Source organism: Bordetella muralis, assembly GCF_054781015.1.
This window is the reverse complement of record NZ_BAAGVF010000008.1, coordinates 1,142,239-1,168,005: the sequence shown is the minus strand read 5'-3', so window position 1 is coordinate 1,168,005 and position 25,767 is coordinate 1,142,239. Positions and strand designations below refer to the sequence as shown.

The window sequence follows — 25,767 nt, the reverse complement described above, 5'->3', positions numbered from 1 at the left end:
GCGGCAACAATACGGTGCTAAATTCTTCAATTCTTCCTTTTCTCTAGTTTTCCCATTCCGTAGGAACCGCCATGGAATTCAGCCAGTTCAACGTCAACGCCCTCATGGAGATCACCTCCCGCCCGGACCTCGTGTTCGTGCGCGGTCAGGGCTCGTGGCTGGAGGACCATACCGGCAAGCGATATCTGGACTTTATCCAGGGCTGGGCCGTCAATACCCTGGGTCACTGCGACCCGGCAATGAAAAAGGCGCTGCTGGATCAATCCGACAAGCTGATGAACCCCTCGCCGGCGTTCTACAACCAGCCGTCCATCGATCTGGCGCTGCGCCTGACTGGCGCGTCGTGTTTTGATCGCGTGTTCTTTGCCAACAGTGGCGCAGAGGCCAACGAAGGCGCCATCAAACTGGCGCGCAAGTGGGGCCGCGTGAATCGCAACGGCGCGTACAAGATCATCACGATGAACCATGGCTTTCATGGCCGTACGCTGGCGACGATGTCGGCCTCGGGCAAGCCCGGTTGGGACACGATGTTTGCGCCGCAGGTCGAGGGTTTCCCCAAGGCCGAACTCAACGACCTGGACTCGGTCCGTGCGCTGATCGATGACAAGACCGTGGCCATCATGCTCGAGCCGGTACAAGGCGAGGCAGGTGTCAACCCGGCGACACGCGAATTCATGCAAGGCCTGCGCAAGCTGGCTGACGAGCACAAGCTGCTGTTGATCGTCGACGAAGTGCAAACCGGCATGGGCCGTACGGGCTCGATGTTCGCGTATCAGCAATTCGACGTGGTGCCGGACATCATGACGCTGGCCAAGGGCATTGGCGGCGGCGTGCCGTTGGCCGCGTTGCTGGCTCGTGAAGAGGTCTGCGTGTTCTCGCACGGTGATCAAGGCGGCACCTACAACGGCAATCCTTTGATGGCTGCGGTAGGTGTTGCGGTATTCGATACCTTGGTGTCGCCGGGCTTCATGGAGTCGGTGCAGGCGCGCGCCAAGCAGCTGTCCGAAGGGCTCTTGGCGCTGTCGGCCAAATGGGGCATGAAAGGCGAGCGTGGCATGGGCCTGTTGCGCGCCTTGATGCTCGATCGTGATGACGGGCCTGCGATTGTCGACGCCGCTCGTGTCCTGGAGCCGCAAGGCATGCTGTTGAATGCGCCGCGCGCCAATCTGCTGCGCTTCATGCCGGCGTTGAACGTCAGCGAGCAAGATGTCGCGCAGATGCTGACCCTGCTGGACCAGGTGATTGCTTCGGTACGCAAGAACTAAACCGTACTATCACCAGAATGCAAAAGGGGCGCGTTTGCGCCCCTTTTGCATTGATGCTCCTGAATCGGTAGCGGCATTCAGAACGGCATTGGTTTTATAGCACCGCATCGGACGGGTCCAATTAGCCGTTTTGATCGTTCGTCGAATCCAACGCGGCGGCTTGATCACGTAAAACGAATTTCTGGACTTTGCCGGTTGCGGTTTTTGGCAGCTCGCAAAACACCACCGTGCGTGGCACTTTGAATCGTGCGAGATGTTCGCGGCAATAACGCAGTACATCGTCTTCCGTGCACATGGCTCCCGGTTTGAGCGTGACAAAGGCGCAGGGTGTTTCGCCCCAAGTCGTATCCGGCCTTGCCACTACTGCTGCTTCCAGGATGTCAGGATGCCGGTACAACACGCTCTCGACTTCCACCGTGGATATGTTCTCTCCGCCCGAGATGATGATGTCCTTGGCACGATCCTTGATCTCGATATAGCCGTCGGGGTGCATGACCCCGAGGTCGCCGGAGTGAAACCAACCGCCCGCAAAGGCCTGTGCGGTGGCATCGGGATTGCGCAGATAGCCTTTCATGAGCGTGTTGCCACGCAGCACGATTTCTCCCATGGTCTTGCCATCGGCGGGTACGGGGCGTAGCTCGTCGTCGACGACTTGTACATGTTCGACATTGAGTTTGCGCACGCCGATGCGTGCCTTGAGCGCGGCGCGTTCGGCCAGGGGCAGCTCATCCCATTCATCGTGCCAGGCACAACTGATGGACGGCCCGTAGGTTTCCGTGAGTCCATACAAATGCGTGACGCCGATGCCGAGCTGTTCCATGGATTCGATCACAGCGGCTGGCGGCGCGGCGCCACCGGTCAATACTTGTACGGGATGCGTGGCGCGATACTGGACTTGCTTGGGCGCATTGATCAGCATGCTCAGCACCACGGGAGCCGCGCAAAAGAAGCCGACATGATGACGCCGGATGGCCTCGAAAATCGCAGTGGGCTCGACGCGGCGCAGGCAGACGCTGGTACCCGCCAGCGCCGCGAGCGTCCACGGAAAGCACCATCCGTTGCAGTGGAACATGGGCAACGTCCACAGGTAGACGGCATGAGGTGGCATGCCGCAGGCCAGTACGTTGCCCGTGGCATTGAGATAGGCGCCGCGATGGTGATAGACCACCCCTTTGGGGTTGCCGGTGGTGCCGGACGTATAGTTCAGGCAGATGCTCTGCCATTCGTCGGCAGGCCATTCCCAAGCATGATCCGAGGGCTGTGCCGCCAACCAGGATTCGTACTCCGCGTCGCCCAATGTGCCGTGATCACCTTGGTACTCGCGGTCTTCGATGCGGACGGTGCGCGGTGGGATGGAGAGCCTGGAGAGCACGTCGCTTACGAGTTCTGCATATTCACTGTCGTACAGGAACACGGCGGCGCGGCCGTGTTCCAGAATGAACGCCAAGGTGGCGGCATCCAGCCGGGTATTCAAGGCATTGAGCACCGCACCGGCCATCGGCACGCCAAAATGCGCTTCGTACAGCGCGGGCGTGTTCGGCGCCAGGACGGCGACCACGTCACCGCGGCGAACGCCCCACGCCTGTAGCGCTGCCGCCATCTGTTGGCAGCGTTCTCGTGTGGTTTGCCAATCTTGACGGTAGTCGCCGTGCAGCAGCGCTGGTCTCTGTGGATAGACGTCCGCGGCCCACTGCAGAAAACCCAACGGGGTCAGTGCGACGTGATTGGCGGGATTGGGCGGCAAAGCATCATTCGGATCAGTCATCGCGGTCTCTTTTGATGCAGCGCAGACATTCAATGATGCGTCTCCTGCCATGTCCGCGCGACTCGGGTTTCTAGGACGAAAAACCTGCACGACCTATTTATACCTCGTGAGGTCCACGTAGTAATGGTAACCATGCATCGGGAACCTCCAATTCGAAACGTAATACTGCGCTGGCGAGCGCTTTACCGTAGTTGTCGATCGCCAGGCTGCGCGAGACGCCGCCGCCCAATGCACCCTCCAGCACAAAGTTCAATACGCCCAGGCCATCGACGTCGTAGCGATTGATGGCACCGCGCACCGCTGTATCGTTATAGATCGAGCGCATTGCGTCGACCGTCAGGGTTTGTTTTATCAGTGGATAAAACATGGGCTCGTAGGCGATGACGGCGATATTCGAGGTGTTGCCCTTGTCGCCCGAACGGGTGTGGGCGATACGCCGCAAGTTGACTCTCATGTTGTCTCCTTAGACGAATTCAATCGTGCAGTGAACCGAGTCGCGGGGCACCAGGGTGGACCACAGGCCGATGACTTCGCGTACGCGGTCTTGATGCGGTACGCGTTTGCCTGTCGATGCCAGACCGCACACCGCCATGCCGTCGACCTCGCGGCCGATTTTTTCTGCTTGTGCGCGAGATGCGCAACGCGCGGCGATGCGTACGGCGATTTCCGCCGGAACATGATCCTGAGACGGCGTCGCAGAGGCCGCACCATGCACTGCGTTCAACCCGATGAAATCAATGCGCAGATCGTCGGCTTGCAGATTGGCCATGTGCAAGCGCTCGCGCAAGATCGTATCGGCCAATTGGGCTTTTTCCAGGCATCCGGGACCTGCGAAAAAGAACATGTCCTCGCCGATATAACCTTCGGTGCATCCCACCGAGACCTTGAGGGTCGGGGTGCAGGGGCGTCCCGAAATTCCGCTTACCATGACGCGGTTTTCACCTGTTTGCTCCAATTGTGCGGTCGTGAAGTCCACCACCACATCGGGGGTGATATAGCGCGCCGGATCGTGCACCTCGTAGAACATCTGCTCTTTCACGGTACGCAGATCGATGCAGCCGCCCGTGCCGCTGACTTTTCCGATCTCGGCAGTACCGTCCGCTTCGATGTCTGCATAAGGAAACGCGAGATTCCAGGGCTCGGGCACATTTTTGTAGCCAGGGTCGCCAAAATAGCCGCCGGTGACTTGGGCGCCGCATTCGAGCAAATGGCCGATGCCGCTGCCCTGCCCCAATTTGTCCCAATCGTCATGGCGCCAACCGTAGTGATGCATCATGGGCGCGAGAAATAGCGATGGATCGGCAACCCGGCCGGTGATGACGATGTCGGCTCCTTGATCCAGTGCTTGCACGATGGCCTCGGCGCCTGCATAGGGTTCGGCCGAGATCAAGGTATCGCGCAGCGATGCAATCGGCGCGCCGCTTTCCATGATGGACAGGCCGCTGGCGGCGATGGTGGCACTGAGGTCCGTGGCCGTGATGGCGGCGACTTTGGCGTTTTTCCAGCCGACTTCCGCACACAACTCTGCGACGCGCCGGGCCGCCGCCTGGGGATTGATCCAGCCCTGGTTGGAGATAATGCGTGTACCGTTGGCCATGCAATGCGGCAGTACCGCACGCATGCGATCGTCCAGCCAGGTGTCATAACCGGGAAAGCCCGGGTCGCGGCGTTTGCGGACCTGAGCCGCAGAGACCGTGGCTTCGGCCATGGTTTCAAAGCACAGAAAATCCAACTCGCCGCGTTCGGCATTCCAGCGCGCGGGATCGATGCGATCGCCCCACCAGCCAGCGCCGGAGCCGATACGCAATTTGTTCGGGTTGCGGGTCATTTACCTCTCTCCTGATGAGTATGGCTATATGAGCGTTGTGGCGCGTGCCGCATCATTGCGGTTTGATTCCCGCGTTGCGGATGACTTGTTGCCATTTCTCCGTATCGGCGCGGATGATGTCGCTGAACGCCTGTGGCGTGCTGGCAACCGGGATGGCGCCCAGGGCCTCGATCTGGCGGCGTACGGCGGGTTCGGCCACGGCGTTGGCGACGGCCGAATAAATGCGGCTTACGACGGCATCGGGTGTCCCGGCAGGGGCGAGTAATCCAAACCATGCGTTTACTTCATAGCCGGGGAGCCCGGCCTCGGCAACCGTGGGCACATTGGGTAATAGCGGCACGCGCTCGGGAGTCGTCACTGCCAGGGCCTTTACCGTACCGGCCTGGATCTGCCCCATGGCCGAGGGCAAGTTGTCTATCATCATCTGCACCTGGCCGCCGAGCAGATCAGTCATCGCCGGGGCTGATCCCTTGTATGGCACGTGACGAATATCGACCTTGGCCATGCCGTTGAACAGCTCTCCGGACAGATGAGGCGAACCTCCCAGGCTTGTCGACGCAAAGTTCAATGCGCCTGGCGTGCGTCGTGCTCGTTCGAGCAATTCCGCGACGGTGGAGATGCCCAGCTTGGGACTGACCAACAAGACGTTCGGAGAGTTGGCAACCAATGTGACCGGCGCAAAATCCCGCGCCGAGTCGTAAGGCATCTGCGCATAAATGAATTGATTGGTGACTTGCGTGCCCAGTGTTCCCATTACCAATGTGTAGCCATCGGGCTGCGCACGTGCGACGGCTGCGGCGCCAATGCCGCCGCCTGCACCGGGACGGTTCTCGACAACCATGTTTTGGCCCAGACGATTGCCGGCTTCGCGGGCGACGAGGCGCGCCAGCAGATCGGTAGTGCCGCCCGGCGGAAACGGCACGACCAAGGTGATGGGACGTGTAGGCCAATCCGATGCTGCCTGGGCATGAACTGCCGTTGCAAAAGGTGTTGCCAGTATCAACACCATGGATAAGAGCAAACCGCGCATGGGTGTCTCCTGATAGTTGTGGTGCTTCAGGTTTCAGAGGCGTTTGACAGCTCGACTAACGCATCCAGTGCGATCGCGCCTTGACCTTGCGCGCACACCAGAACAGGGTTGATGTCGATCGAGGCAATTTTTCCGTTGGCAGCCAACGCGCACTGACCGAGCCGCACGGCCTGTTCGGCCAGCGCCGCCATATCCGCAGACGGGTCGCCGCGCACGCCTGCCAGCAGCGTGCCGATGCGCAGGCCCTGCAGTTTGCGGATGACGTCTGCGGTGTTAAAGGGCGGCAGCAGCAGGGCGACGTCCTGCATGGCTTCGACATATTTGCCGCCACTGCCGATCATGATCACGGGGCCAAAGACTGGATCATGCCGCATACCCAGCGCACATTCGTGCAGGCCGTCCTGCATGCGCGCGACGATCCATGTGGCGTCGTGGACGTTCAAGTCTTTCAGCGTTTGCGCTTGCCGACGCAGCGCCTCGCGCAGGTCGTGTTCGCTGTTCAGGCGCAACGTCACGAGGCCGTGTTCGGATTTGTGAGGTAACTGGGCCGAGCAGGCTTTCAATGCGACGGGCGCATTGATCGTGCGCCAGGCTGCCACGGCAGTGTCTGCATCGGTGCAACAGCGGTAGTCGGCCACGGTCAAGTCGTAGTCCGACAACAGTTCGAGGCTTTGAGATTCAGAAAGAAAGCGTGATGGCGATGACAATCCATCGAGCGAACCCGGTATGCCTTGTCTGGCGTCCTGGTGTGGCGCAGTGTCGCGCGTCTGCCATTGATGCAGGCGATACAAACTCGCCATGGCGTTGGCTGCCTGTTGTTCATCGGCGTAGACTGCGACGCCGCGTGCACGAAACGTGGCGGCTACGTTCTCTTGCCAGGCGACGACGGCGACCGGTTTGCCAGAGGCTGCGGCAAACTCTGCCGTGTCCGCCGCAAACGTCTCGACGTCATAGCCGCGCCCCGCGACCGGAATATCGATCAGAAACATATCGGCGGCCGGGTCGTCAGCGATGACGGGCAGGACCTGACCGAACAGACCATTGTTCGATAGCAGTGCCGCCGTGATGTCGATCGGGTTGGTCGTGGTCGCATAGCCCGGCAGGCGATCGGTCAATGCCTGCTGAGTACGATCGGCCAGCGGCGTAATCTGCAGACCGTGTTCGACAGCGGCATCCGATGCCAGCACGCAGCTCGCACCGGAATTGCTGACGGCGACGACTCGCGGGCCTCGAGGTAATGGGCCGCGCAATGACAACTCCGCCCACCGCACCAATTCATGTGGATCTCGGGCACGCAAGATACCGTGATGTTCGAAGTACGCATCCACCACGCGGTCTTCGCTCGCCATGGCGCCGGTATGCGACGCTGCCGCGCGTGCACCAGCCTCGGAACGGCCGGATTTGACGGCGATCAATGGGACGCCACGCTCGCGTGCGAGTGCGGCTGCTCGCGCCAGAACGTCTGCGTCTTGCAGGGATTCGAGATAGAGCAACACCATGCGTACCTGCGGGTCGCACAACACGGCGCAGGCCAGCTCCGATACGGTGACATCGGCTTCATTACCGGTGGCATGCATGTGACGTACACCGATACCGCGTTGGCGCAACAGCCCATATATCATCGCGCTCATTCCGCCGCTTTGGCTGATGACGGCGACCGGTCCATCGGCCGGTTCGACCTCCAGGAACATGGTTGAAAAGCAGGCGATCGCACCATTGCCAAAATTCGCAAGGCCTTGCGAGTTGGGACCGACGATGCGCATGCCCGCCGCGCGTGCGCGTGCGGTCATGGCATCCTGCAAGGCTTTTCCTGCGCTGCCTGTTTCAGAAAAGCCCGCCGAGATCACGATGGCTGTGGATACGCCAAGCTCCGCGCATTTATCCACAGCTTGTACGGCTTGTTCACCGGCTACTGCCACGATGGCCAGGTCGGGCGTCGTGGGCAGTGCATCCAGACTGGGCCAGGCGCGCTCGCCTTGCACCTCGGTGCGTTGCGGGTTGATGGGATATATCGTGCCCGCATAGCCATGCCGGCGCATGTAGAAAATGGGCCGTCCGCCGATTTTGTCGGGGTTGTCCGAGGCGCCCACGATGGCAATGGATGCTGGGTCAAGCAAGGTGTTCAGGTTGTCATGGCGAGAAGTAAAGCCCATGGAGATTCCTATGCCGGTGATGATATTCAGTTGACAGTGGCGCCCGACGTCTTGACGACGTCTGCCCATTTCTTGATTTCGTTGTCGACGAACTGTTGATAATCCGCCGGACTCATCCACTGCGCGTCGAACCCTTGTTGGGCAAATTGCTGCTGTAGCGCCTTGTCTGCCAGAACCTTTTGCAGTGTGGTGCTCAGCTTCTGCACGATCGCATCGGGAGTCCCTGCCGGTGCCATCAGGCCGTTCCACGCCGTCGCCTCGTACCCCGGTAATCCGGATTCTGCGACGGTAGGGATCTCTGGCGCTGCTGGCGATCGCGCCGCACTGGTCACCGCGAATGCTTGCAGCTTGCCGTCGCGCACATAGGGCATCGATGACAGCATGGTGTTGAACATGACATCGGTTTGACCTCCCATCACATCCGTCATGGCGGGCGCGCTGCCTCGGTACGGGACATGCACCATGCGCGTTCCCGCCATGGCGTTGAACAGCTCCGCGGCCAAGTGTGTCGACTGCCCGTTTCCAGACGAGGCAAAGGTCAATTTGCCCGGCGTGGATTTCGCCAGCGCGATCAGCTCACGGACGTTGTGCGCGGGCAGATCGGGGCGCGCCACGATGACCAGCGGACCTTGTGTCAGCAGTGACAGAGGAACGAAGCTCTTGCTGGTGTCATAGCTCAGGGTTTTGAACAGCGACATGTTGATGGCATGAGCCGTCGTGGCCAACAGCAGCGTATAACCATCGGGGGCGCTCCTGGCGACGAGCTCTGCACCGATGTTGCCGCCCGCGCCTGAGCGGTTGTCGATGATCACGGTTTGCTTGAGTTCGTCGCCCAGGCCTTTCGCCACCGACCGGGCCACGATATCGGTGGGCCCTCCTGGTGGATACGGCACGACCAAGGTAATCGGTTTGGCTGGCCAGTCAGTGGAGGCAGCATGGACAGAGATCGTCGCGGTGAATAGCGTCAACGCGGCGAATGCGCCACGCCATAGCGTTTTGATAGGCATGAGTGTCTCCTCCGTCCTCTCGGGACGTGTTGTGGATGCGGTTCATTTGGATGTGATGCCGTGGATACGGCCAGCATCACGGCGGGGAGCGGGCTTCGAACTTCAGTAGCAGGCGGCTGTTGATTTCTACGGCGTGTCCATGCACGTGCTGGCCGACGGTGATGGTGGCGTCTGCATGCCCCATCAGCGTGACATGTTCATGCAGTTTGACGAGCACCAACGTATAGGGTGTCAGCGCTTTCCATTGCGCATCCGGGGCACGATGTACCTCGCTGCGTGCGATGACGACGCCCTCGCCTGTGGCGCGTTGCCACGACAATGTGGTGCCGCCACAGGAGGCGCAGGCGTAGGGCCGCAGCGCCCACCATGTGCCGCAGTGGTCGCAACGTTGGATATCCAGAGGATGCTGTGTACTCACGTTGTGCCCTCCGCTTCCAGTACCAGGCTCACATGTGCAGAGAGCACGCCACCATCGGCATGGACCAGGGCTCGCCGCCGCGGGTCGATCTGGCGTTCGCCAGCGCGGCCGGCCAGTTGAGTCCAAGCCTCGACGATGTGTGCCAAGCCACCCGCCACGCCGGAATGGCCGAACGATAGCAATCCACCGTGCGTATTGAGAGGCAGTGCACCAGACGCTGCAAAATCTCCGCGACGCAGCCGGGTTCCTGCGCCGCCACGCGGCGCGTATCCCAGCTCTTCAAGCAACATGACCAGCGTAATCGTGAAAGAGTCATAGATCGCCAGATAATCGATGTGCCGTGACTCCAGCTTTGCCTCGGCCAGGGCTCTGGCGCAGGCACGCGCGGCACCCGTGTCCAGCACGTCGCGCATCGCTGACAAATGCTGATGACGGTGCGCCTGGCCATCGCCAACGACCTGGACCGGGCCTTCGTCGGCGCTGATCACCAGCGCTGCCGCCCCATCCGATATCGGGCAACAATCCAGCAGATTCAATGGTGTTGCGATCGGCTTGGACGCCAGCACTTGATCGACAGTGATAGGGTCGCGCAGATGGGCATGAGGATGGCCAGCGGCATGTTCGCGCATCAGCACCGCAAATTCCGCCAAGGTCTCGCGATCGAGTCCGGTCTGATGCATATAGGCCGAGGCCAGCAATGCGTAGTAGGCCGGCACGGATGCGCCATTGGGCACCTCGGTATCGGGCTCTCCGACCTGGGCCAAGGTCTGGATGGATGTATCCACGGCCTGGCCGGTCAATCGATTTTCACCAGCAACCACCAGAATGTGCCGGCAGGTGCCTGCGCGCAGGAGCGTACGCGCCAGCATGACCATGGCAGCCCCGGTGGCCCCGCCCATTTGCATGCCGTGCGCATAGTGGGGCTGCAAGCCCAGCTTTTCGCTCAGCAGATCGGCCAGCATCAAATGCGGAAAGGTCGTCGCGTAGCCGCACAATACGCCGTCGATGTCGCTGCGTTGCAGGCCCGATTGTGCCAAGGCCTGATTCGCAGCTTGCGCCATCAAATCCAGCGCACTGCTGCCCTCGTGCCGGCCGTAGCGCGTCGTCGCGGCGGCGTGGATATAGGCGTGGGGATAGCGGATATCACGCATGGGGCCACCACGAGCGTTCGATGTCGCGGGCCTCTTGCGAGAGGGCCTGGGCGAGTTCCGCTTCGCGAGACTCGATGCGTTCATTCAACGCCGCGATGCTGAGCGCGGCGATGGCGCGTCCGCTGGGGCCTCGCACGGCGACACCCAGGCCGCCCATTTTTTCTACCACTACATCCAGCAGCATGGCGTGTCCCAGACCTCGTGCACGTTGTGTTGCCGTGATCAAATCCGATTCCGGAAAACGGGGATACTTGGCGGTCAGGCGTTGCCGCACCATGGGCATGACCGCCTGCGTTTCGATCTCGCCCAGCGTTGACAGCAGCGCCAGACTGCCCGCCCCCACGCCTAGCGGGCGGCGGCTGCCCACCTGCAGATAGTTGGCGCGAATGGGGTAGTCGCCAAAGCACAGATCCACGCAAACCGACTCCCAGCCCATTGGCAACGACAGAATGACGGTGTCGCCAAAACGGCGCGCCAATCGGATCAGGGCTGGCCGTGCGAGGCCGCGCAGATCGAGGCCCTCCACCATTGCATGATGCATGGCATAGACCTGGGGGCCCAACATGTAGTGTTTGTTGACGGGGTCCCGTTCGACGAAGCCTTCCGCTTCCAGGTCCTTCAGGATACGTCGCGCCGTAGAGATATCCAGCGCGGCGCGTTGCGCGATATCGGTCAGCCGTTGGACATTGGGGTCCGACAGGCTGGCCAGTACTCGGCAGGTCTTTTGCGTGGCGGATAAGGCGTTGGCGTCTGGTGTGGACATGAATGTGGGGCAGCCCGATAGGGGAACACCGCCACAAGATAAGAACACCAGCCACGCCGGTAAAGTTGCATCGCAACAAATTTTCGTCCAGCGACAATCGAGGCCGCCCAGCTTCGCGGGCCAGGCCCCTGCCTCATAGAGACAGGGCCTGGCCTGTCAGAGGCGCTACGCGACGATAGCGACCAACTCGGCACCCTCGCCGACCTGGTCTCCGACGGCGTAAAACACCTCTTGCACTTCGCCGTCGCTCGGAGCCGAGATTGTGTGCTCCATCTTCATGGCTTCCATGACCAGCAAGGCTTGGCCTTTCGTCACTTTGTCGCCTGCCTGAACGGCAATCGAAATGATCTTGCCGGGCATGGGGGCTGTCAGCCCGCCTGCATGTTCGCCCTCGCCATCCTGGGCGTGGGCCAATGCATCATGCAGACCCAGTATCTGGGTGCGGCCCTCGCGAAACACATAAGCTTTATCACCGTGCAATACCACCGTGCCTGTGCTTTCGCGTCCGTCGAGTGTCACACGCAGACCGTAGGCCAGATTCGGGTTCGCTCCCGATTGGGCCCGCCAGGAAAAAGCCCACGATGTTTGATCGCTGCGTAATGTCCAGGTCCGTCCATCACGCGCGATCGTGACATCACGCAAGGTTTCATGATCGAGCCATTGCAGCGTTTGCTGATACTGTCCACCCAAACGCCATCCATCGCGCACGTCCCATGGATCTGTGGCTGACGCATGCGCTGAGGGCGTCGTGGCTGCAGAGCCTGGCAACAACGCACCGCCTGCGGGCGCCAAGCCCTGGCGGACCAGCACTGCTGCGGTGGCCAGCGCCACATCGGTGGCATCTGCCGCGGCCGGCGGCGGCAACAGTGTCTCGCGCTGACGCTCGATCAAGCCCGTATCCAGATCCGCCCCGGCAAAGGCCGCATCCTGCATTAGACGCGTCAGAAACGCTACATTGGTCTGCACGCCCACGGCATGCGTATGCGCCAACGCCTGAATCATGCGTGCGCGGGCCTGATCGCGGTCCGCACCGTGCACAATCAGTTTGGCGATCATCGGGTCGTAGTAGGGCGTGATGGTATCGCCCATCCGCACTCCGCCATCCACCCGCACATCGCCGTTGGAAAACGCCACATGAGGCGGCAGTTCCAGATAGGCCAGCGTACCGATCGAAGGCAAAAAGCCTTTATCGGGGTTCTCTGCATAAATGCGCGCTTCGATGGCATGGCCATGAATGTGCAGGTCTTCTTGTTTGGCAGGCAGAGGCTGGCCAGCGGCGACACGCAACTGCCACTCTACGAGATCGTGGCCAGTGATCATTTCCGTGACCGGATGCTCCACTTGCAGACGCGTATTCATTTCCATGAAATAAAAACGTCCGTCTGGCTCGGCGATGAATTCCACCGTCCCCGCACCGACATAGCCGACTGCGCGCGCGGCCGCGACGGCCGCTTCGCCCATGGCCTGCCGGCGCTCTGCCGTCATGCCGGGGGCGGGGGCTTCTTCGATGACTTTTTGATGGCGGCGTTGCACTGAGCAATCGCGTTCGAACAAGTACACGCAGTTGCCATGCGTATCGGCAAAGACCTGGATTTCGATGTGCCGCGGTTTCTGCAGATAGCGTTCAATCAGCACGCGATCATCGCCAAAACTCGATGCCGCTTCGCGCTGGCACGAGGCTAGCGCCTCGATAAAGGCACCGGAGGACTCGACTACGCGCATCCCCTTGCCACCACCGCCCGCGCTGGCTTTGATCAACACGGGATAGCCGATGGCATCGGCTTGTGACTGCAGAAACGCGGGATCCTGGTTATCGCCGTGATAGCCGGGCACCAGCGGCACCCCGGCTTTTTCCATCAAGGCCTTGGCGGCCGATTTGCTGCCCATGGCGGCGATGGCCGATGCAGGCGGCCCGACAAAGGCAATGCCCGCGTCTGTCGCAGCCTGAGCAAACGCCTCGTTCTCCGACAAAAATCCATAGCCCGGATGAATCGCCTGCGCACCCGTATCGCGCGCCGCTTGCAAAATAGCCTCTGCCCGCAAATAACTCGCACGCGGCTCAGCCCCCCCTATATGCACCGCGACATCGCAAGCCGCCACATGTCGCGCACCGGCGTCAGCATCGGAATACACCGCCACCGTCCGTATGCCCAGACGTCGCGCCGTCGCCGCAACACGGCAAGCAATCTCACCACGGTTAGCTATCAGCAGAGTATCGAACATGTTGTCTTCCACACAAAATTTTTTAACGGCGATGCCAATGAAGTGGTAAGAAAAGCCTTTCACAGCGCCGCACAAATGAGATATCACTACAGTCCATCACCGCTCCCCCACAATCGGGAAAGTCACAGATCCGGCTCCGCCGGTCTGTAGACTTTGCCCCCTTGAGGGGGCGCGCGAAGCGCGTAGGGGGTGGGTTCTACTCACATCCGGAATACGCCAAAGCGCGTGTCCTCGATAGGCGCATTCAACGCCGCCGATAACGCCAGGCCCAGCACACGGCGGGTATCGGCCGGCGCAATGATGCCGTCGTCCCACAGACGCGCGGTCGCGTAGTACGGATGCCCTTCGCGCTCGTACTGATCACGAATCGGCGCCTTGAAGGCTTCTTCGTCTTCTGCCGACCACTGCCCGCCTTTGGCCTGAATCCCATCGCGGCGTACCGTAGCCAGCACGCTCGCGGCCTGTTCGCCACCCATGACGGAAATGCGCGCATTGGGCCACATGAACAACATGCGTGGCGAATACGCGCGTCCGCACATGCCATAGTTGCCCGCGCCGAATGAGCCGCCGATCAACACCGTGAATTTAGGCACGTTGGCCGTCGCGACGGCGGTGACCATCTTGGCGCCATGCCGTGCAATCCCTTCGTTCTCGTATTTACGGCCCACCATGAATCCGGTGATGTTCTGCAAAAATACCAAGGGGATTTTGCGTTGCGCGCAGAGTTCAATAAAGTGAGCGCCCTTTTGCGCCGACTCTGAAAACAGGATGCCATTGTTGGCCACAATGCCTACCGGCATGCCATGAATATGCGCAAAGCCCGTCACCAAGGTTGTGCCGAAACGCGCCTTGAATTCGTCAAAATCCGAGCCGTCCACAATGCGTGCGATGATTTCACGCACATCGTAGGGCTTGCGGGTATCGGAGGGGATGATGCCGTTGAGTTCCGCCGGGTCATAGCGCGGCTCGCGTACGGGGGCCAGTGCCAGCGGCGTGGGCTTTTGACGATTGAGCCGCGACACGGCATTGCGCGCGAGCTGCAAGGCATGCAGATCGTTGACGGCCAGGTGATCGACGACGCCGGATAGCCGTGTATGCACGTCACCGCCACCGAGGTCTTCGGCGCTGACTTCTTCGCCTGTTGCTGCCTTGACCAGCGGCGGGCCGCCCAGAAAAATCGTGCCTTGGTTGCGCACGATGATGGATTCATCACTCATTGCAGGCACATAGGCGCCGCCCGCTGTGCAAGAACCCATCACGACAGCAATCTGCGCAATGCCTTGCGATGACATCACCGCCTGGTTGTAGAAAATACGGCCGAAGTGATCGCGATCGGGAAAAACCTCGTCCTGACGCGGTAAATTCGCCCCGCCCGAGTCCACCAGATATACACAAGGCAGACGATTCTGCGCCGCGATTTCTTGTGCACGCAGATGTTTTTTGACGGTCATGGGATAGTACGTCCCACCCTTTACCGTCGCGTCATTGCAGACGATGATGCACTCCGTATCGGCGATGCGGCCGATGCCGGTGATGACTCCCGCGCCAGGCGCCTCACCCTCGTACATGCCGTGCGCCGCCAGCGGCGACAGCTCTAGAAAGGCGCTGCCCGGGTCGATCAAGCGTTCGACACGCTCACGTGGCAGGAGCTTGCCGCGCGCAACGTGTTTGGCGCGCGCGGCTTCGTTGCCGCCCAACGCGGTCTGGGCCAGGTGTCCGGCCAGATCGTCCAGCAACGCCTGCATGGCGCGCGCATTGTCGGCGTAATCTTGTGAGCGTGGGTTGATGCGAGATTCGATAGTGGGCATAGCGGGCCGTTGTCGTGCAAAGTGATCGACAGGCACTGCGGATGCAGGCCATTGTGTTTATCAGAGGCTCTGGAACGTTCGACGTTTTGTACATGGAGCCGTCAACTTGCGTAAAGGTTGATACCTCAACGCTCGGATACCTGATCGAAATGCAGTGGTCTTGCTCAGGATTCGTCTGTCGCGGTGTGTCAGATCACATGAGTGATCCGACACACGCACAGACTCGTTAGATCATTTCAATGGCCATGGCTACGGCTTCGCCGCCGCCAATGCACAGCGTGGCCACGCCGCGCTTGCCGCCAGTTTTGCGCAAGGCGCCGATCAGCGTGGTGACCAGGCGGGCACCCGATGCGCCGATAGGATGGCCCAGCGCCGTTGCGCCACCGTGCACGTTGACTTTGTCGTGAGGCAGTTTGAAGTCGTTCATGGCAGCCATGGTGACGACGGCAAAAGCCTCGTTGATTTCATACAGATCAACGTCTTCGGCTTTCCAACCCGTTTTGGTGAACAGGTTTTTCAGTGCACCGACGGGTGCGGTCGTGAACCAGTTCGGTTCTTGCGAATGCTGGCTGTGCGCCACGATACGGGCCAGCGGTTTTAGGCCGAGCTCTTCGGCGGTCGAGGCGCGCATGAGCACCATGGCGGCGGCGCCATCGGAAATCGACGACGAGTTGGCCGCGGTGACAGTGCCGTCTTTTTTGAAGGCGGGTTTCAGTGTCGGGATTTTCTCCGGCATGGCTTTGGTCGGGGCCTCGTCGGTGTCGATCACCGTATCGCCTTTGCGGCCGGCGACGGTGACGGGGGCGATTTCCCATTTAAAGCTGCCGTCTTCGCTGGCGGCACGCGCGCGGCGCAGCGACTCCAGTGAAAACGCATCCTGCTGTTCGCGCGTGAAGCTGTATTTCGCCGCGCAGTCCTCGGCAAAGACACCCATGGCCTTGCCGCGATCGTAGGCGTCTTCCAGGCCGTCCAAGGCCATGTGGTCATACACCGTGTTGTGGCCGTAGCGATAGCCTTGGCGGCCCTTGAGCAGCAAATACGGGGCATTGCTCATGCTTTCCTGGCCACCTGCGACGACGATTCGCGCCGAGCCGGCGGTGAGCAGATCATGGCCGAACATGGCGGCTTTCAGGCCCGAGCCGCAGACTTTATGGATGGTCGTGCATGCGACACCCAATGGCAGGCCGGCACCCAGCGCTGCCTGGCGCGCGGGAGCTTGGCCCTGGCCAGCTTGCAACACATTGCCCATGATGACTTCATCGACCTGGTCCGGTTTGACACCGGCGCGTTCGACGGCGGCTTTGATGGCGACGGAGCCGAGCTCGTGGGCGGCCAGGCCTGACAGGCTGCCCAGCATGCCGCCCATGGGGGTGCGAGCAACAGAAACGATAACGACGGGATCAGACATGATGGGCGCTCCTGAAAATCAGAGATAAATTAGATTGTTACGACGCGAAAACAGGCGGCGTTGCGCCAACGCGCAGCCGTCTGTCCTTATCGTAAGGGAAAAATTCTTCAATTTGACCTTGCGCAACATGGCTGCGGCAGGCCTGCCACCAGTCGGCTTGTAACAGCTCGGCGTGGTGCCGTAGAAAGGCTTTGCGTATGCGGGTATCCCCCAGCAAAAAGCGGTCGAATTCCTCGGGGAAAACATCATTGGGGCCGATGGCGTACCACGGTTCGCTGGCCATCTCGGCCTCTTCATTCGGCGCGGGCGGAATCCGGCGAAACTGCATCTCGGTCATGCGTTGGATTTCGTCGTAGTCGTAAAACACCACGCGACCTAGGCGAGTGACGCCGAAATTCTTGTACAGCATGTCGCCAGGGAAAATATTCGCGCTGGCCAACTGACGGATCGCGTCCCCATATTCGCGTATCGCATGATCCACCATCGGCTCGCTGGCATGTTGCAAATACAGATTCAGCGGTGTCATACGGCGTTCGATGTACACATGCCGGATGACGATCGAGTCGTGGTTTTCCTCGAGCAGGCTGGGAACACGTTGCCGCAGTTCGTCCAGCAAGGCCGATGAAAAACGCGCGCGCGGCAACGCGACTTGCGAGTATTCCCAGGTATCGGCCATGCGGCCGACACGGTCATGCAGTTTGACCATCTGGTATTTGCGCCGCACGGTGGCGTGATCGATGCCGTCCTTGTCGATGTGATCCTTGATCAGCTTGAACACATACGGATAGGACGGTAACGTGAACACGCACATCACCATGCCTTTGATGCCCGGCGCAATATCAAAGGCATCGCGCGAATGCGCCAGATGATGCAGGAAATCGCGATAGAACAGCGTCTTGCCCTGTTTTTGCAGGCCTATCATGGTGTAGAGCTCGGCCTTGGGTTTGCGCGGCAACAAGGTCGATAGAAAACTCACCACGGCGGCCGGCGTTTCCATGTCCACCAGGAAATAGGCGCGGGTAAAACTGAACAATGTGCTCAGATCGTCTGCACCCAGCAATAACGCATCCAGCTCGATCTGGCCCGCGGCGTTGCGCGTCAGCGCAATGGCAAAAGGCAGCAGGTTGCTCTGATTGATCAGGCGGCCGATGATGTAGGCGCCCTTGTTGCGAAAGAACAGCGTACCGAGTACCTGGATCTGGCAGTCTGGCGCGAGCCGCCGCCCCTGGTGTCGAGGCCATTGCGCACGCAACTGCCGCACGGCGGCACGTGCCAGCAAACGCGTATCGCGCGGCAGGTCTGCATACGGCGCGGCCAAGCCAAAATCAGCCACCATGCGGATCAGGCCGCTGCGCAACCCGTCGGACAAGGGGTAATAAACGCGGTACGACGGAATGCGGCTATCCAGATAGTCCGTCGCAATGGCTGGCCGGACAAACAGGAAATCGTTATGAAAATAGTCGCGATGCAGAATCCGGCACGATACCGAATTGAAAAACGTTTCCGCACATTCGGGTTGACGATGCTCTGACAACAATCCGACGAATTGCTGTTTGACGTCTTGCCAGAACGCCGTTTGCGCAGGTGTCAAGCTCGTTTCGCTATCTGATGCGGCCAAGCCGTGCAAAGTCCGTTGCAGCTGATTGGCGCACTCGCGCACGCGCATGTCGTAGTACTCGATGCGTTCGCGCGAGAGCTGCTGGATACCATGCCAATCGCCCGATTCAAACAAGGCCTTGGCACGTTGTGCGCTGTAGCGAAAGAGCGCGTAATGCCGGTCAAAACCTGCCAGGATCTGGCGGGCGACGTCCAGCGGCAATGGCGCAGGCGCGGCCACTGGCTCGATATGCTGAACGTCGCCGGTGTAGATCATGATGGCAACAGATCAGGCCGTTTCGGCAAACAGTTCACGGCCGATCAGCATGCGGCGGATTTCGCTGGTGCCCGCGCCGATTTCGTACAGCTTGGCATCGCGCCACAGACGGCCCGTAGGATATTCGTTGATGTAGCCATTGCCGCCCAGGATCTGTACGCTCTCGCCGGCCATCCAGGTGGCTTTTTCGGCGGTGTACAGGATGAGGGCCGCGCAGTCTTTGCGGACTTGCCGCACGTGCTCTGCGCCGAGTTGATCCAGGTTCTTGCCGACGGCGTAGCAAAACGCCCGGCTGGCCTGCAACGTGGTGTACAGGTCTGCGACCTTGCCCTGGATCAACTGAAACTCGCCAATGGCCTGGCCGAATTGCTTGCGGTCGTGGATGTACGGCACCACGACGTCCATCACCGCCTGCATGATGCCCAATGGCCCGCCGGACAGCACGGCACGTTCGTAGTCCAGACCGCTCATCAGGACTCGCACGCCCCCATTGACCTGGCCCAGGACGTTTTCCTCGGGGACCTCGCAATCCTGGAACACCAGCTCGCCCGTGTGGCTGCCGCGCATACCCAGTTTGTCCAGCTTTTGCGCGACCGAGAATCCTTTGAAGTTCTTTTCCACCAGAAAGGCCGTAATCCCGCGCTGGTGAGCCTCGGGATCGGTCTTGGCATAGACCACCAGGGTATCGGCGTCCGGACCGTTCGTGATCCACATCTTGGTGCCGTTCAGTACGTAGCGGTCGCCCTTTTTCTCGGCGCGCAGCTTCATGCTGACGACATCCGAGCCCGCGCCCGGTTCGCTCATCGCCAGCGCGCCCACGTGTTCGCCGGAAATGAGCTTGGGCAGGTAGCGGGCTTTCTGTTCTGCCGTGCCATTGCGGTGGATCTGGTTGACGCACAGATTGGAATGCGCGCCATACGACAGGCCGATCGAGGCGCTGGCGCGCGAAATTTCCTCCATGGCCACCATGTGCGCCAGGTAGCCCAGATTGGCACCGCCGTATTCCTCGCTGGCAGTCATGCCTAGCACCCCGAGCTCGCCGAATTTGCGCCACAGGTCCATCGGAAATTGATCGCTGCGATCGACTTCGGCCGCGCGCGGCGCGATTTCGGCCTGTGCAAAAGTCCGCACCGCGTCGCGCAGCATGTCCAGGTCTTCGCCCAGATTGAAGTTCAAGCCGGGAAGGTTCATCGCGATCTCCGTGAGAGTATGTGCTTACATTCGATGATGCTGCATGCATGAGTCCGTTTGCCAGATCCATCATGCTCCACCATGGGTGGCTAAGCAATGTAGAAGGCTTATATTACGTTTACGTAAACGTAAAGTAAAACGCGGGTTTACCCCTAATAAAAACGTGACGGCGGCTTGTCAGACCATGCCAGAATTTGCCTGGAACTTGTCTGACCAATCCATTGCTGGCCCGAGCGGGCCTCTGGAGGGACTGTCGTGATAGAACTCGCCGATCTGGACGAGATGATTGCCTTGCGGCGCGATATCCATGCGCATCCTGAGCTGGCCTACGACGAGCATCGTACGGCCGCCCTCGTGGCCGAGCGCCTGCGATCCTGGGGGATCGAAACCCATACCGGCATCGGGCGCACCGGGGTGGTGGGCGTGCTCAAGGCAGGGAGCGCAGCGCGAGCCATCTTGTTACGGGCGGACATGGATGCATTGCCCATCCAGGAAGCCAACACCTTTGACCATCGCTCGCGCCACGACGGCAAAATGCACGGCTGTGGCCACGATGGCCATACGGCCATGCTGCTGGCTGCGGCCCGCCATTTGAAGCAGGCAGGCGGCTTTGACGGCACCGTTTATGTCTGCTTTCAGCCCGCCGAGGAAAACGGCGGCGCGGGTGCCCGGGCCATGATCGAGGACGGCTTGTTCGAGCGGTTCCCGTGCGAAGCCGTATTCGGCATGCATAACTGGCCCGGGATGCCGGCGGGCAGTTTCGGCGTTTGCAGCGGCCCGATGATGGCGGCGGCGAATGCCTTCAAGATCACGGTGACTGGACGTGGCGGGCATGCCGCGGCCCCGCAGGACTGCGATGACCCTGTACCAGCGCTATTCGCGATCGGCCAGGCGCTGCAAACCATCTTGACGCGTAGCAAACGGCCGCTGGACGCCGCGGTCGTGTCCATCACGCAAGTGCAAGCGGGTGGCGAAGTGACCAACATCATTCCCGGCAGTGCGTGGCTGGGGGGCTCGGTGCGGGCCTACAGCGCGGGTGTCGTGGACTTGATCGAGCGCCGCATGAACGAGCTGGCCGAGCCGATTGCTGCCGCGCATGGCTGCCGGGCCGAGGTGTATTTCGAGCGTCGCTATCCCGCCTTGGTGAACACGGCTGACGAAACGGCGTTTTGCCTGGACGTCATGCGCGACGTAGTGGGTCCAGACCAATCGCGAGTAATCGAGCCCGTGATGGCATCCGAGGACTTTGCCTTCATGCTGCAGGCCAAGCCTGGCTGCTACGTGTTTCTGGGCAATGGGGACGGCGAGCATCGCCTGGCAGGCCACGGGCTGGGCCCGTGCATGCTGCACAACACTAGCTACGACTTTAACGACAATTTGATTCCTGTCGGCGCGTCCTATTGGATTCGTCTGGCGCAGCGTTACCTGGCTTGAGTGTTTTATGCCTCGCGGCCTCGCGAGGCACCTTCTTTTTCATTGGTGTTCATCGATTGCCATCTTGATGGCTTTTCCCCGGCATGAGCAGCGGGGATTCTCGGAGCGTTGAAATGATCAGAATGGCAGCACTTTCGAAGTTCACCCGCACGGTCGCAGTTATAGCCCTGGCGGCAGCGGCCACGGCCGCTCAGGCTCAGCCGGCGTGGCCCGGCAAAACATTGACGCTCGTCGTTCCCTATACCGCTGGCGGCACAAATGACACGCTAGGCCGCACGCTGGGCGACATTCTCCGTCAGGCCTATGGCACGGCGACCATCATCGAAAACAAGCCTGGCGCGGGGGGCAGCGTGGGTACCGAGACCGTCGCGCGAGCCACGCCTGACGGGACCACATTGCTGCTGGCATCGACCAGCCCGCTGACGATTTTTCCGAACCTGGTAAAGACCTCGTATGACCCGATGAAAGATCTCGTTCCGGTTGCCAGTGTGGCGGTCGGGCCGGTCGGCATCCTGGCGACGAAAGCGCTGCCCGTGAGCACGTTTGCCGAGTTGGTGGACTATGCCAAGCAGCACCCCGGCAAAGTCACGTTCGGCATTCCTGGCCTCGGTTCCGTCGCACATATTGGCATGGCAGCACTGAACAAGCAGGTGGGCATCGAGATGCTGCAGGTTCCGTATCGCGGCGGCAGCCAGGCTGTCTCGGATGGTCTAGGCGGCCAAGTCGATCTGTTGGTCGTCAACACGGACATCGTGCTGCCTCACGTCGCCGCTGGCACGCTCAAGCCCCTCGCGGTGATGGCGCCGCAACGGCTTGCACCGTGGCCCGATGTGCCGACCATGGCAGAGCTGAAGTTGCCGAACATCCGCTATTTCTCGAACTTTTCGCTGTTCGCGCCTGCCGGCGTGCCACCCGAAGTAATGAAAACAATGCGCGATGAAATAGCAAAGGCGCTCGCGAACCCGCAGTATCAACAGATGCTGGAGAAAAACTCCATGCAACCTGGAACGGGCATCGGCGACGATTTTGCGAAACAGGTTCGCACGGACTACGAGAACAATCAGCGCATCATTCGTGAAAGCAAGATTCAAGTGCAGTAGTTCTGTGTGACGAAAACAAGGGATTTCCTTTGGAGCATCTGATGACGCGTACGCTGGTCTTTTTGTTTGTACTGTTGACGACGGCCTTGAGTCCCGCACTATCCAATGCGGAATCCAACCCCGCGCTGGCGGGCCAGAGTGTGACCAAGGATATTGAGGGCGGCCGGCACACCAAGGAATACGCGCGCAATGGGACATTGATCTACGAGGTCATCGAGCGCGAGGTTTTGCAGGGAGGGACCAAGACGATTCAAGCCACTGAGCGCGAGTGGCTGGACAACGCAACCCCGGTACGTGAACAAGAATTTCTGGGTGGCAGAGAAATGAAGGCCACGTTCTGGTACATGAATGGCAAGGTCAAAGAAGCCCGTGTGGATCAATCGATTCATGATCCCAAGGGGGTGCCGGGCACTTACGTAGAGCGGTTTTCCGATCTCGGCGTCTTGCAATCGGCCGGCGTGTTTCAGGGGCAATTCCGTCACGTCGGCGTGCATCGCTACTATGACGAGGTTGGTAAATTAACCAGCGAAATCACCTACGGACGTGATGGTGCGAAGCTTTCCAGCAAGACATTCGATGCGAGTGGGGCACCCAAAGGCACTGCGCAGTATTACCCCGATGGATCGCGCAAGGCTCCGTAGCCGTACAGGATCGCTGTCGCGGTACGGGATGTCGCTGTGCGGCGCGGATTTTCTGCAGCAACAAAGCACAGCCGTCGAGACACAACGCCAACGCGTCGAACAGGATACGTCGTGACGCCCGCTATTCCGCGCGTGGGCCGATCACGATGAGGGCCATACCAGCCAGGCAGAGCCCGACACCGGCCCAGTCGGTCAGCGCGGGACGCACGCCGTCTACGGCCCATAGCCATATCAATGCCATGGTGACGTATACGCCGCCATAGGCCGCATACACCCGCCCCGACGCTGCGGGGTGCAACGTCAACAGCCAGACAAATAACGCGAGACTCAACGCCGCCGGCAACAATAGCCACGCGGAATGGCCCTGCTTTAACCAGAGATAGGGCAAATAGCAGCCGAGGATTTCGGCGAGCGCCGTCAAAACGTACAGGCCTAGTGTGGGCAGCAATGTCATCGTTTGTTCCGAGACGTCACGGCATTGATGCGGGAGGACAGTGGCACGGTCAAGGCTTTTGTGCCAGCAACATCTGACACTGCTGTTCCTGTTCCGCGATTTCAGAGAGCGTGTCTTCGATATCGCGGCGTTGTTGTTCCAGGGCCGCGCGATGCTTGGCCAGCACATCCAGATACTGCCGTAATTGCATCGCGTTGTCGCTCGGGCTGTCGTACATGTCGATCAACGCGCGGATTTCCGACAATTGCAGCCCGAGCCGTTTGCCGCGTAACGCGAGCTTCAGGCGAGTACGGTCGCGCGGGCTGTACACACGGTTGCGCCCATCGCGCGCAGGGCTGACGATGCCCTGGTCTTCGTAGAAGCGGATGGTGCGCGGTGTGATGTCGAACTCGCGCGAGAGCTCGGAAATCGTCCAGGTGGATGGCATGCGATGTTTGGCAGTTTACGTAAACGTAAATTATGATGGTCTGGAACAATCGTCAAGCTTATTTCTGACTGCCGACGCAGTCCGGCGGTTTAACCGAGAGCGAACAGATGAACCCGAACGAGCATCAACTGCAGTATCCCTGGGGAGATACACAGCCCGAGCCAGGCGTTGCGCTAGAGGTCGCGCCAGGCGTGAAGTGGATCCGCATGCCGCTGCCTTTTGCGCTGGATCACATCAATCTATGGTTGCTGCGCGACGAGATCGACGGACGCCAGGGCTGGACCATCGTCGACTGTGGTATCAGCCGTGACGAGGTGCGCACGCTGTGGGAACAGGTCTTTGCCCAGGAGCTGGACGGGCTGCCGGTGTTGCGCGTGCTCGTCACCCATATGCACCCCGATCACGTCGGGCTGGCCAATTGGTTGTGCGAGCGGTGGAATGCGCCGTTGTGGATGAGCATGACCGACTACATGGTGGCCGTGCTGTGGTCATCGCGTTCGACCGGCTCGGGCCCCAATGGCGAGGCGGCCGTGGCGCATTTCGCTCGCCATGGGATGACGGACCCTGATGCCCAGGAACAGATTCGCCGCCGCGCGGGCTATTACCCGGATCTGGTGCCGGCCATGCCGACGCGTTACACCCGCATGCTGCACGGCGATCAAGTCGCCATCGGCGGCCACGATTGGCGTGTCATCGTGGGCTATGGGCACGCGCCTGAGCATGTCTCGCTTTACAGCCCTGACTTGAACGTCGTGATCTCTGGCGATATGGTGCTGCCGCGCATTTCCACGAACGTCAGCGTATTCGATTACGAGCCGGACTCGGATCCTCTGCGCTTGTATCTGAATTCGCTGGATGGCTATGGCGATCTGCCGGCCGATGCCCTGGTATTGCCGTCGCATGGGCGCCCATTCAAGGGTCTGCACGAGCGTATCGCGCAGCAGCATCAGCACCACGCGGATCGGCTGGCAGAGGTGCTGCAGGCTTGCGTCGCGCCGCAATCCACTATGGATATCGTGCCTGTGCTGTTCAAGCGCAAGCTCGATCTGCATCAGCTGACTTTTGCCATGGGCGAGGCGCTCGCGCACCTGCATACTCTGTTTTTCGAGGGCAGGCTGACTCGCAAGACCGATGAAGACGGGATTGTGAGATTCACCGCACGCTGAACGCGAGCGCCAACCGAGCGTGAGTGTTAACGGCTGGCTGTGGCCAGCCGGATGGCCAGCCCGAGAAAAACAATACCCGTCACCCGGTTCAACCAGCGTGACGCGGTGGGCGAGCGTTGCAGCAGTTGCCCGAAAGCGCCCGAGAAAAAAGCGATAGCGCTGAATACCACTAGCGCGGCCAGCATGAACAGCACACCCAAGACAGCCGTTTGCAGGCCTACAGGACCGTACTCCGGTTTCGGCGAGGTGAATTGCGGCAAGAACGCAAAAAAGAACAGCAGCACTTTGGGATTGGTCAGACTCATGATGACGCCGCGCCGATAGAGCGCGCCCGGCGTCATCGCGGGCGGCCGCTCGGCGTTTGCCGCACCGCCACGCGCGCGTAGCGCCTGCCACGCCAAATAGGCCAGATAGGCTGCCCCAGCGAGTTTGAGGACGGTAAAAGCATGCGATGACGCCGCAAAAATCGCCGCCAGACCGGCGGCGACGGCGGCGGTATGGCCGAGTACGCCCGTGCATAACCCCAACACCACGCACATCCCCGCGGAACGGCCCCACAGGGCCGATTGCATCAAGACGAACAGATTGTCGGGGCCAGGCGTGAGAGCCAGCACAATCGCGATACCGAAAAAAGCAAGCAATGTGTCAAAGGGCAGCATGGC

Annotated in this window: 22 protein-coding genes; 5 read left to right on the top strand and 17 right to left on the bottom strand. The window is 60.6% G+C overall.

What is annotated here, in order from left to right; translation table 11 throughout:
• The first annotated feature begins 71 nt into the window (after window positions 1-71).
• Complete coding sequence (locus tag ACYVIT_RS23090) at window positions 72-1,265, top strand: acetylornithine transaminase (RefSeq protein WP_415804800.1); 1,194 nt, start codon at window positions 72-74, stop codon at window positions 1,263-1,265.
• A gap of 121 nt (window positions 1,266-1,386) precedes the next feature.
• Here ACYVIT_RS23090 and ACYVIT_RS23085 read toward each other — a convergent pair whose 3' ends face one another.
• The 14 genes from ACYVIT_RS23085 to ACYVIT_RS23020 all read right to left on the bottom strand — a co-directional run bounded on the left by ACYVIT_RS23085 (window position 1,387) and on the right by ACYVIT_RS23020 (window position 19,883).
• On the bottom strand, window positions 1,387-3,030 hold the full coding sequence (locus tag ACYVIT_RS23085) for an acyl-CoA synthetase (protein ID WP_415804799.1): 1,644 nt from the start codon (window positions 3,028-3,030) through the stop codon (window positions 1,387-1,389).
• A gap of 97 nt (window positions 3,031-3,127) precedes the next feature.
• Window positions 3,128-3,484 (bottom strand): AtuA-related protein, encoded by a 357-nt coding sequence (locus tag ACYVIT_RS23080; protein ID WP_415804798.1) that lies wholly within the window; start codon window positions 3,482-3,484, stop codon window positions 3,128-3,130.
• A gap of 9 nt (window positions 3,485-3,493) precedes the next feature.
• Complete coding sequence (locus ACYVIT_RS23075) at window positions 3,494-4,858, bottom strand: acyclic terpene utilization AtuA family protein (protein WP_415804797.1); 1,365 nt, start codon at window positions 4,856-4,858, stop codon at window positions 3,494-3,496.
• Window positions 4,859-4,910: 52 nt separating this feature from the next.
• Window positions 4,911-5,888, bottom strand: a complete 978-nt coding sequence (locus ACYVIT_RS23070; protein ID WP_415804796.1) for a Bug family tripartite tricarboxylate transporter substrate binding protein — start codon at window positions 5,886-5,888, stop codon at window positions 4,911-4,913.
• A gap of 26 nt (window positions 5,889-5,914) precedes the next feature.
• Complete coding sequence (locus ACYVIT_RS23065) at window positions 5,915-8,041, bottom strand: acetate--CoA ligase family protein (protein ID WP_415804795.1); 2,127 nt, start codon at window positions 8,039-8,041, stop codon at window positions 5,915-5,917.
• A 26-nt stretch (window positions 8,042-8,067) separates the two neighbouring features.
• Entirely contained in the window at window positions 8,068-9,048 is a 981-nt protein-coding gene (locus ACYVIT_RS23060; protein WP_415804794.1) for a tripartite tricarboxylate transporter substrate binding protein, read from the bottom strand.
• A gap of 76 nt (window positions 9,049-9,124) precedes the next feature.
• The gene (locus tag ACYVIT_RS23055) at window positions 9,125-9,466 is read right to left on the bottom strand and encodes a Zn-ribbon domain-containing OB-fold protein (RefSeq protein ID WP_415804793.1); all 342 of its coding nucleotides are present in this window, start codon (window positions 9,464-9,466) and stop codon (window positions 9,125-9,127) included.
• Window positions 9,463-10,617: a thiolase family protein gene (locus ACYVIT_RS23050; protein ID WP_415804792.1), complete on the bottom strand. Its 1,155-nt coding sequence runs from the start codon at window positions 10,615-10,617 to the stop codon at window positions 9,463-9,465. Before ACYVIT_RS23050 ends, ACYVIT_RS23055 begins: the two co-directional genes overlap by 4 nt.
• Window positions 10,610-11,380, bottom strand: a complete 771-nt coding sequence (locus ACYVIT_RS23045) for an IclR family transcriptional regulator (protein WP_415804791.1) — start codon at window positions 11,378-11,380, stop codon at window positions 10,610-10,612. The genes ACYVIT_RS23050 and ACYVIT_RS23045 overlap by 8 nt, the downstream gene beginning before the upstream one ends.
• Before the next feature lie 165 nt (window positions 11,381-11,545).
• Window positions 11,546-13,603 carry an acetyl/propionyl/methylcrotonyl-CoA carboxylase subunit alpha gene (locus tag ACYVIT_RS23040; protein ID WP_415804790.1) on the bottom strand — a complete coding sequence of 686 codons (2,058 nt, stop codon included), beginning with the start codon at window positions 13,601-13,603 and terminating at the stop codon, window positions 11,546-11,548.
• A 200-nt stretch (window positions 13,604-13,803) separates the two neighbouring features.
• Window positions 13,804-15,411 carry a carboxyl transferase domain-containing protein gene (locus ACYVIT_RS23035; protein WP_415804789.1) on the bottom strand — a complete coding sequence of 536 codons (1,608 nt, stop codon included), beginning with the start codon at window positions 15,409-15,411 and terminating at the stop codon, window positions 13,804-13,806.
• Between the two features lie 226 nt (window positions 15,412-15,637).
• Entirely contained in the window at window positions 15,638-16,819 is a 1,182-nt protein-coding gene (locus ACYVIT_RS23030; RefSeq protein WP_415804788.1) for an acetyl-CoA C-acetyltransferase, read from the bottom strand.
• 37 nt (window positions 16,820-16,856) lie between these two features.
• Window positions 16,857-18,692 (bottom strand): bifunctional isocitrate dehydrogenase kinase/phosphatase, encoded by a 1,836-nt coding sequence (gene aceK / locus ACYVIT_RS23025; protein WP_415804787.1) that lies wholly within the window; start codon window positions 18,690-18,692, stop codon window positions 16,857-16,859.
• A 12-nt stretch (window positions 18,693-18,704) separates the two neighbouring features.
• Window positions 18,705-19,883: an isovaleryl-CoA dehydrogenase gene (locus ACYVIT_RS23020; protein ID WP_415804786.1), complete on the bottom strand. Its 1,179-nt coding sequence runs from the start codon at window positions 19,881-19,883 to the stop codon at window positions 18,705-18,707.
• A gap of 255 nt (window positions 19,884-20,138) precedes the next feature.
• Between ACYVIT_RS23020 and ACYVIT_RS23015 the strand changes: the two genes are divergently transcribed.
• From ACYVIT_RS23015 to ACYVIT_RS23005, 3 genes are all read left to right on the top strand, one after another.
• A complete protein-coding gene (locus ACYVIT_RS23015; protein WP_415804785.1) occupies window positions 20,139-21,317 on the top strand; it encodes a M20 aminoacylase family protein in 1,179 nt (392 codons plus the stop codon).
• A gap of 122 nt (window positions 21,318-21,439) precedes the next feature.
• Complete coding sequence (locus ACYVIT_RS23010; protein ID WP_415804784.1) at window positions 21,440-22,417, top strand: Bug family tripartite tricarboxylate transporter substrate binding protein; 978 nt, start codon at window positions 21,440-21,442, stop codon at window positions 22,415-22,417.
• Between the two features lie 41 nt (window positions 22,418-22,458).
• Window positions 22,459-23,058, top strand: a complete 600-nt coding sequence (locus ACYVIT_RS23005; RefSeq protein WP_415804783.1) for a toxin-antitoxin system YwqK family antitoxin — start codon at window positions 22,459-22,461, stop codon at window positions 23,056-23,058.
• A gap of 121 nt (window positions 23,059-23,179) precedes the next feature.
• Here ACYVIT_RS23005 and ACYVIT_RS23000 read toward each other — a convergent pair whose 3' ends face one another.
• Window positions 23,180-23,512: a YnfA family protein gene (locus ACYVIT_RS23000; protein ID WP_415804782.1), complete on the bottom strand. Its 333-nt coding sequence runs from the start codon at window positions 23,510-23,512 to the stop codon at window positions 23,180-23,182.
• A gap of 49 nt (window positions 23,513-23,561) precedes the next feature.
• The gene (locus tag ACYVIT_RS22995) at window positions 23,562-23,939 is read right to left on the bottom strand and encodes a MerR family transcriptional regulator (RefSeq protein ID WP_415804781.1); all 378 of its coding nucleotides are present in this window, start codon (window positions 23,937-23,939) and stop codon (window positions 23,562-23,564) included.
• 107 nt (window positions 23,940-24,046) lie between these two features.
• Here ACYVIT_RS22995 and ACYVIT_RS22990 point away from each other — a divergent pair, with 107 nt between their 5' ends.
• Window positions 24,047-25,105, top strand: coding sequence for an MBL fold metallo-hydrolase (locus ACYVIT_RS22990; protein WP_415804780.1), 1,059 nt, complete (start codon window positions 24,047-24,049; stop codon window positions 25,103-25,105).
• A gap of 26 nt (window positions 25,106-25,131) precedes the next feature.
• Here ACYVIT_RS22990 and ACYVIT_RS22985 read toward each other — a convergent pair whose 3' ends face one another.
• Window positions 25,132-25,764, bottom strand: coding sequence for a LysE family translocator (locus ACYVIT_RS22985; RefSeq protein WP_415804840.1), 633 nt, complete (start codon window positions 25,762-25,764; stop codon window positions 25,132-25,134).
• Between the last annotated feature and the right edge of the window lie 3 nt (window positions 25,765-25,767).

Coding starts and splice junctions, on each gene's coding strand:
- ACYVIT_RS23000 (WP_415804782.1), bottom strand. CDS start 23,512: ATGACATTGCTGCCCACACTAGGCCTGTACGTTTTGACGGCGCTCGCC.
- ACYVIT_RS23075 (WP_415804797.1), bottom strand. CDS start 4,858: ATGACCCGCAACCCGAACAAATTGCGTATCGGCTCCGGCGCTGGCTGG.
- ACYVIT_RS23045 (WP_415804791.1), bottom strand. CDS start 11,380: ATGTCCACACCAGACGCCAACGCCTTATCCGCCACGCAAAAGACCTGC.
- ACYVIT_RS23090 (WP_415804800.1), top strand. CDS start 72: ATGGAATTCAGCCAGTTCAACGTCAACGCCCTCATGGAGATCACCTCC.
- ACYVIT_RS22985 (WP_415804840.1), bottom strand. CDS start 25,764: ATGCTGCCCTTTGACACATTGCTTGCTTTTTTCGGTATCGCGATTGTG.
- ACYVIT_RS22995 (WP_415804781.1), bottom strand. CDS start 23,939: ATGCCATCCACCTGGACGATTTCCGAGCTCTCGCGCGAGTTCGACATC.
- ACYVIT_RS23005 (WP_415804783.1), top strand. CDS start 22,459: ATGACGCGTACGCTGGTCTTTTTGTTTGTACTGTTGACGACGGCCTTG.
- ACYVIT_RS23020 (WP_415804786.1), bottom strand. CDS start 19,883: ATGAACCTTCCCGGCTTGAACTTCAATCTGGGCGAAGACCTGGACATG.
- ACYVIT_RS23030 (WP_415804788.1), bottom strand. CDS start 16,819: ATGTCTGATCCCGTCGTTATCGTTTCTGTTGCTCGCACCCCCATGGGC.
- ACYVIT_RS23050 (WP_415804792.1), bottom strand. CDS start 10,617: ATGCGTGATATCCGCTATCCCCACGCCTATATCCACGCCGCCGCGACG.
- ACYVIT_RS23070 (WP_415804796.1), bottom strand. CDS start 5,888: ATGCGCGGTTTGCTCTTATCCATGGTGTTGATACTGGCAACACCTTTT.
- ACYVIT_RS23010 (WP_415804784.1), top strand. CDS start 21,440: ATGGCAGCACTTTCGAAGTTCACCCGCACGGTCGCAGTTATAGCCCTG.
- ACYVIT_RS23060 (WP_415804794.1), bottom strand. CDS start 9,048: ATGCCTATCAAAACGCTATGGCGTGGCGCATTCGCCGCGTTGACGCTA.
- ACYVIT_RS23035 (WP_415804789.1), bottom strand. CDS start 15,411: ATGCCCACTATCGAATCTCGCATCAACCCACGCTCACAAGATTACGCC.
- ACYVIT_RS23065 (WP_415804795.1), bottom strand. CDS start 8,041: ATGGGCTTTACTTCTCGCCATGACAACCTGAACACCTTGCTTGACCCA.
- aceK (WP_415804787.1), bottom strand. CDS start 18,692: ATGATCTACACCGGCGACGTTCAGCATATCGAGCCAGTGGCCGCGCCT.
- ACYVIT_RS23080 (WP_415804798.1), bottom strand. CDS start 3,484: ATGAGAGTCAACTTGCGGCGTATCGCCCACACCCGTTCGGGCGACAAG.
- ACYVIT_RS22990 (WP_415804780.1), top strand. CDS start 24,047: ATGAACCCGAACGAGCATCAACTGCAGTATCCCTGGGGAGATACACAG.
- ACYVIT_RS23085 (WP_415804799.1), bottom strand. CDS start 3,030: ATGACTGATCCGAATGATGCTTTGCCGCCCAATCCCGCCAATCACGTC.
- ACYVIT_RS23040 (WP_415804790.1), bottom strand. CDS start 13,603: ATGTTCGATACTCTGCTGATAGCTAACCGTGGTGAGATTGCTTGCCGT.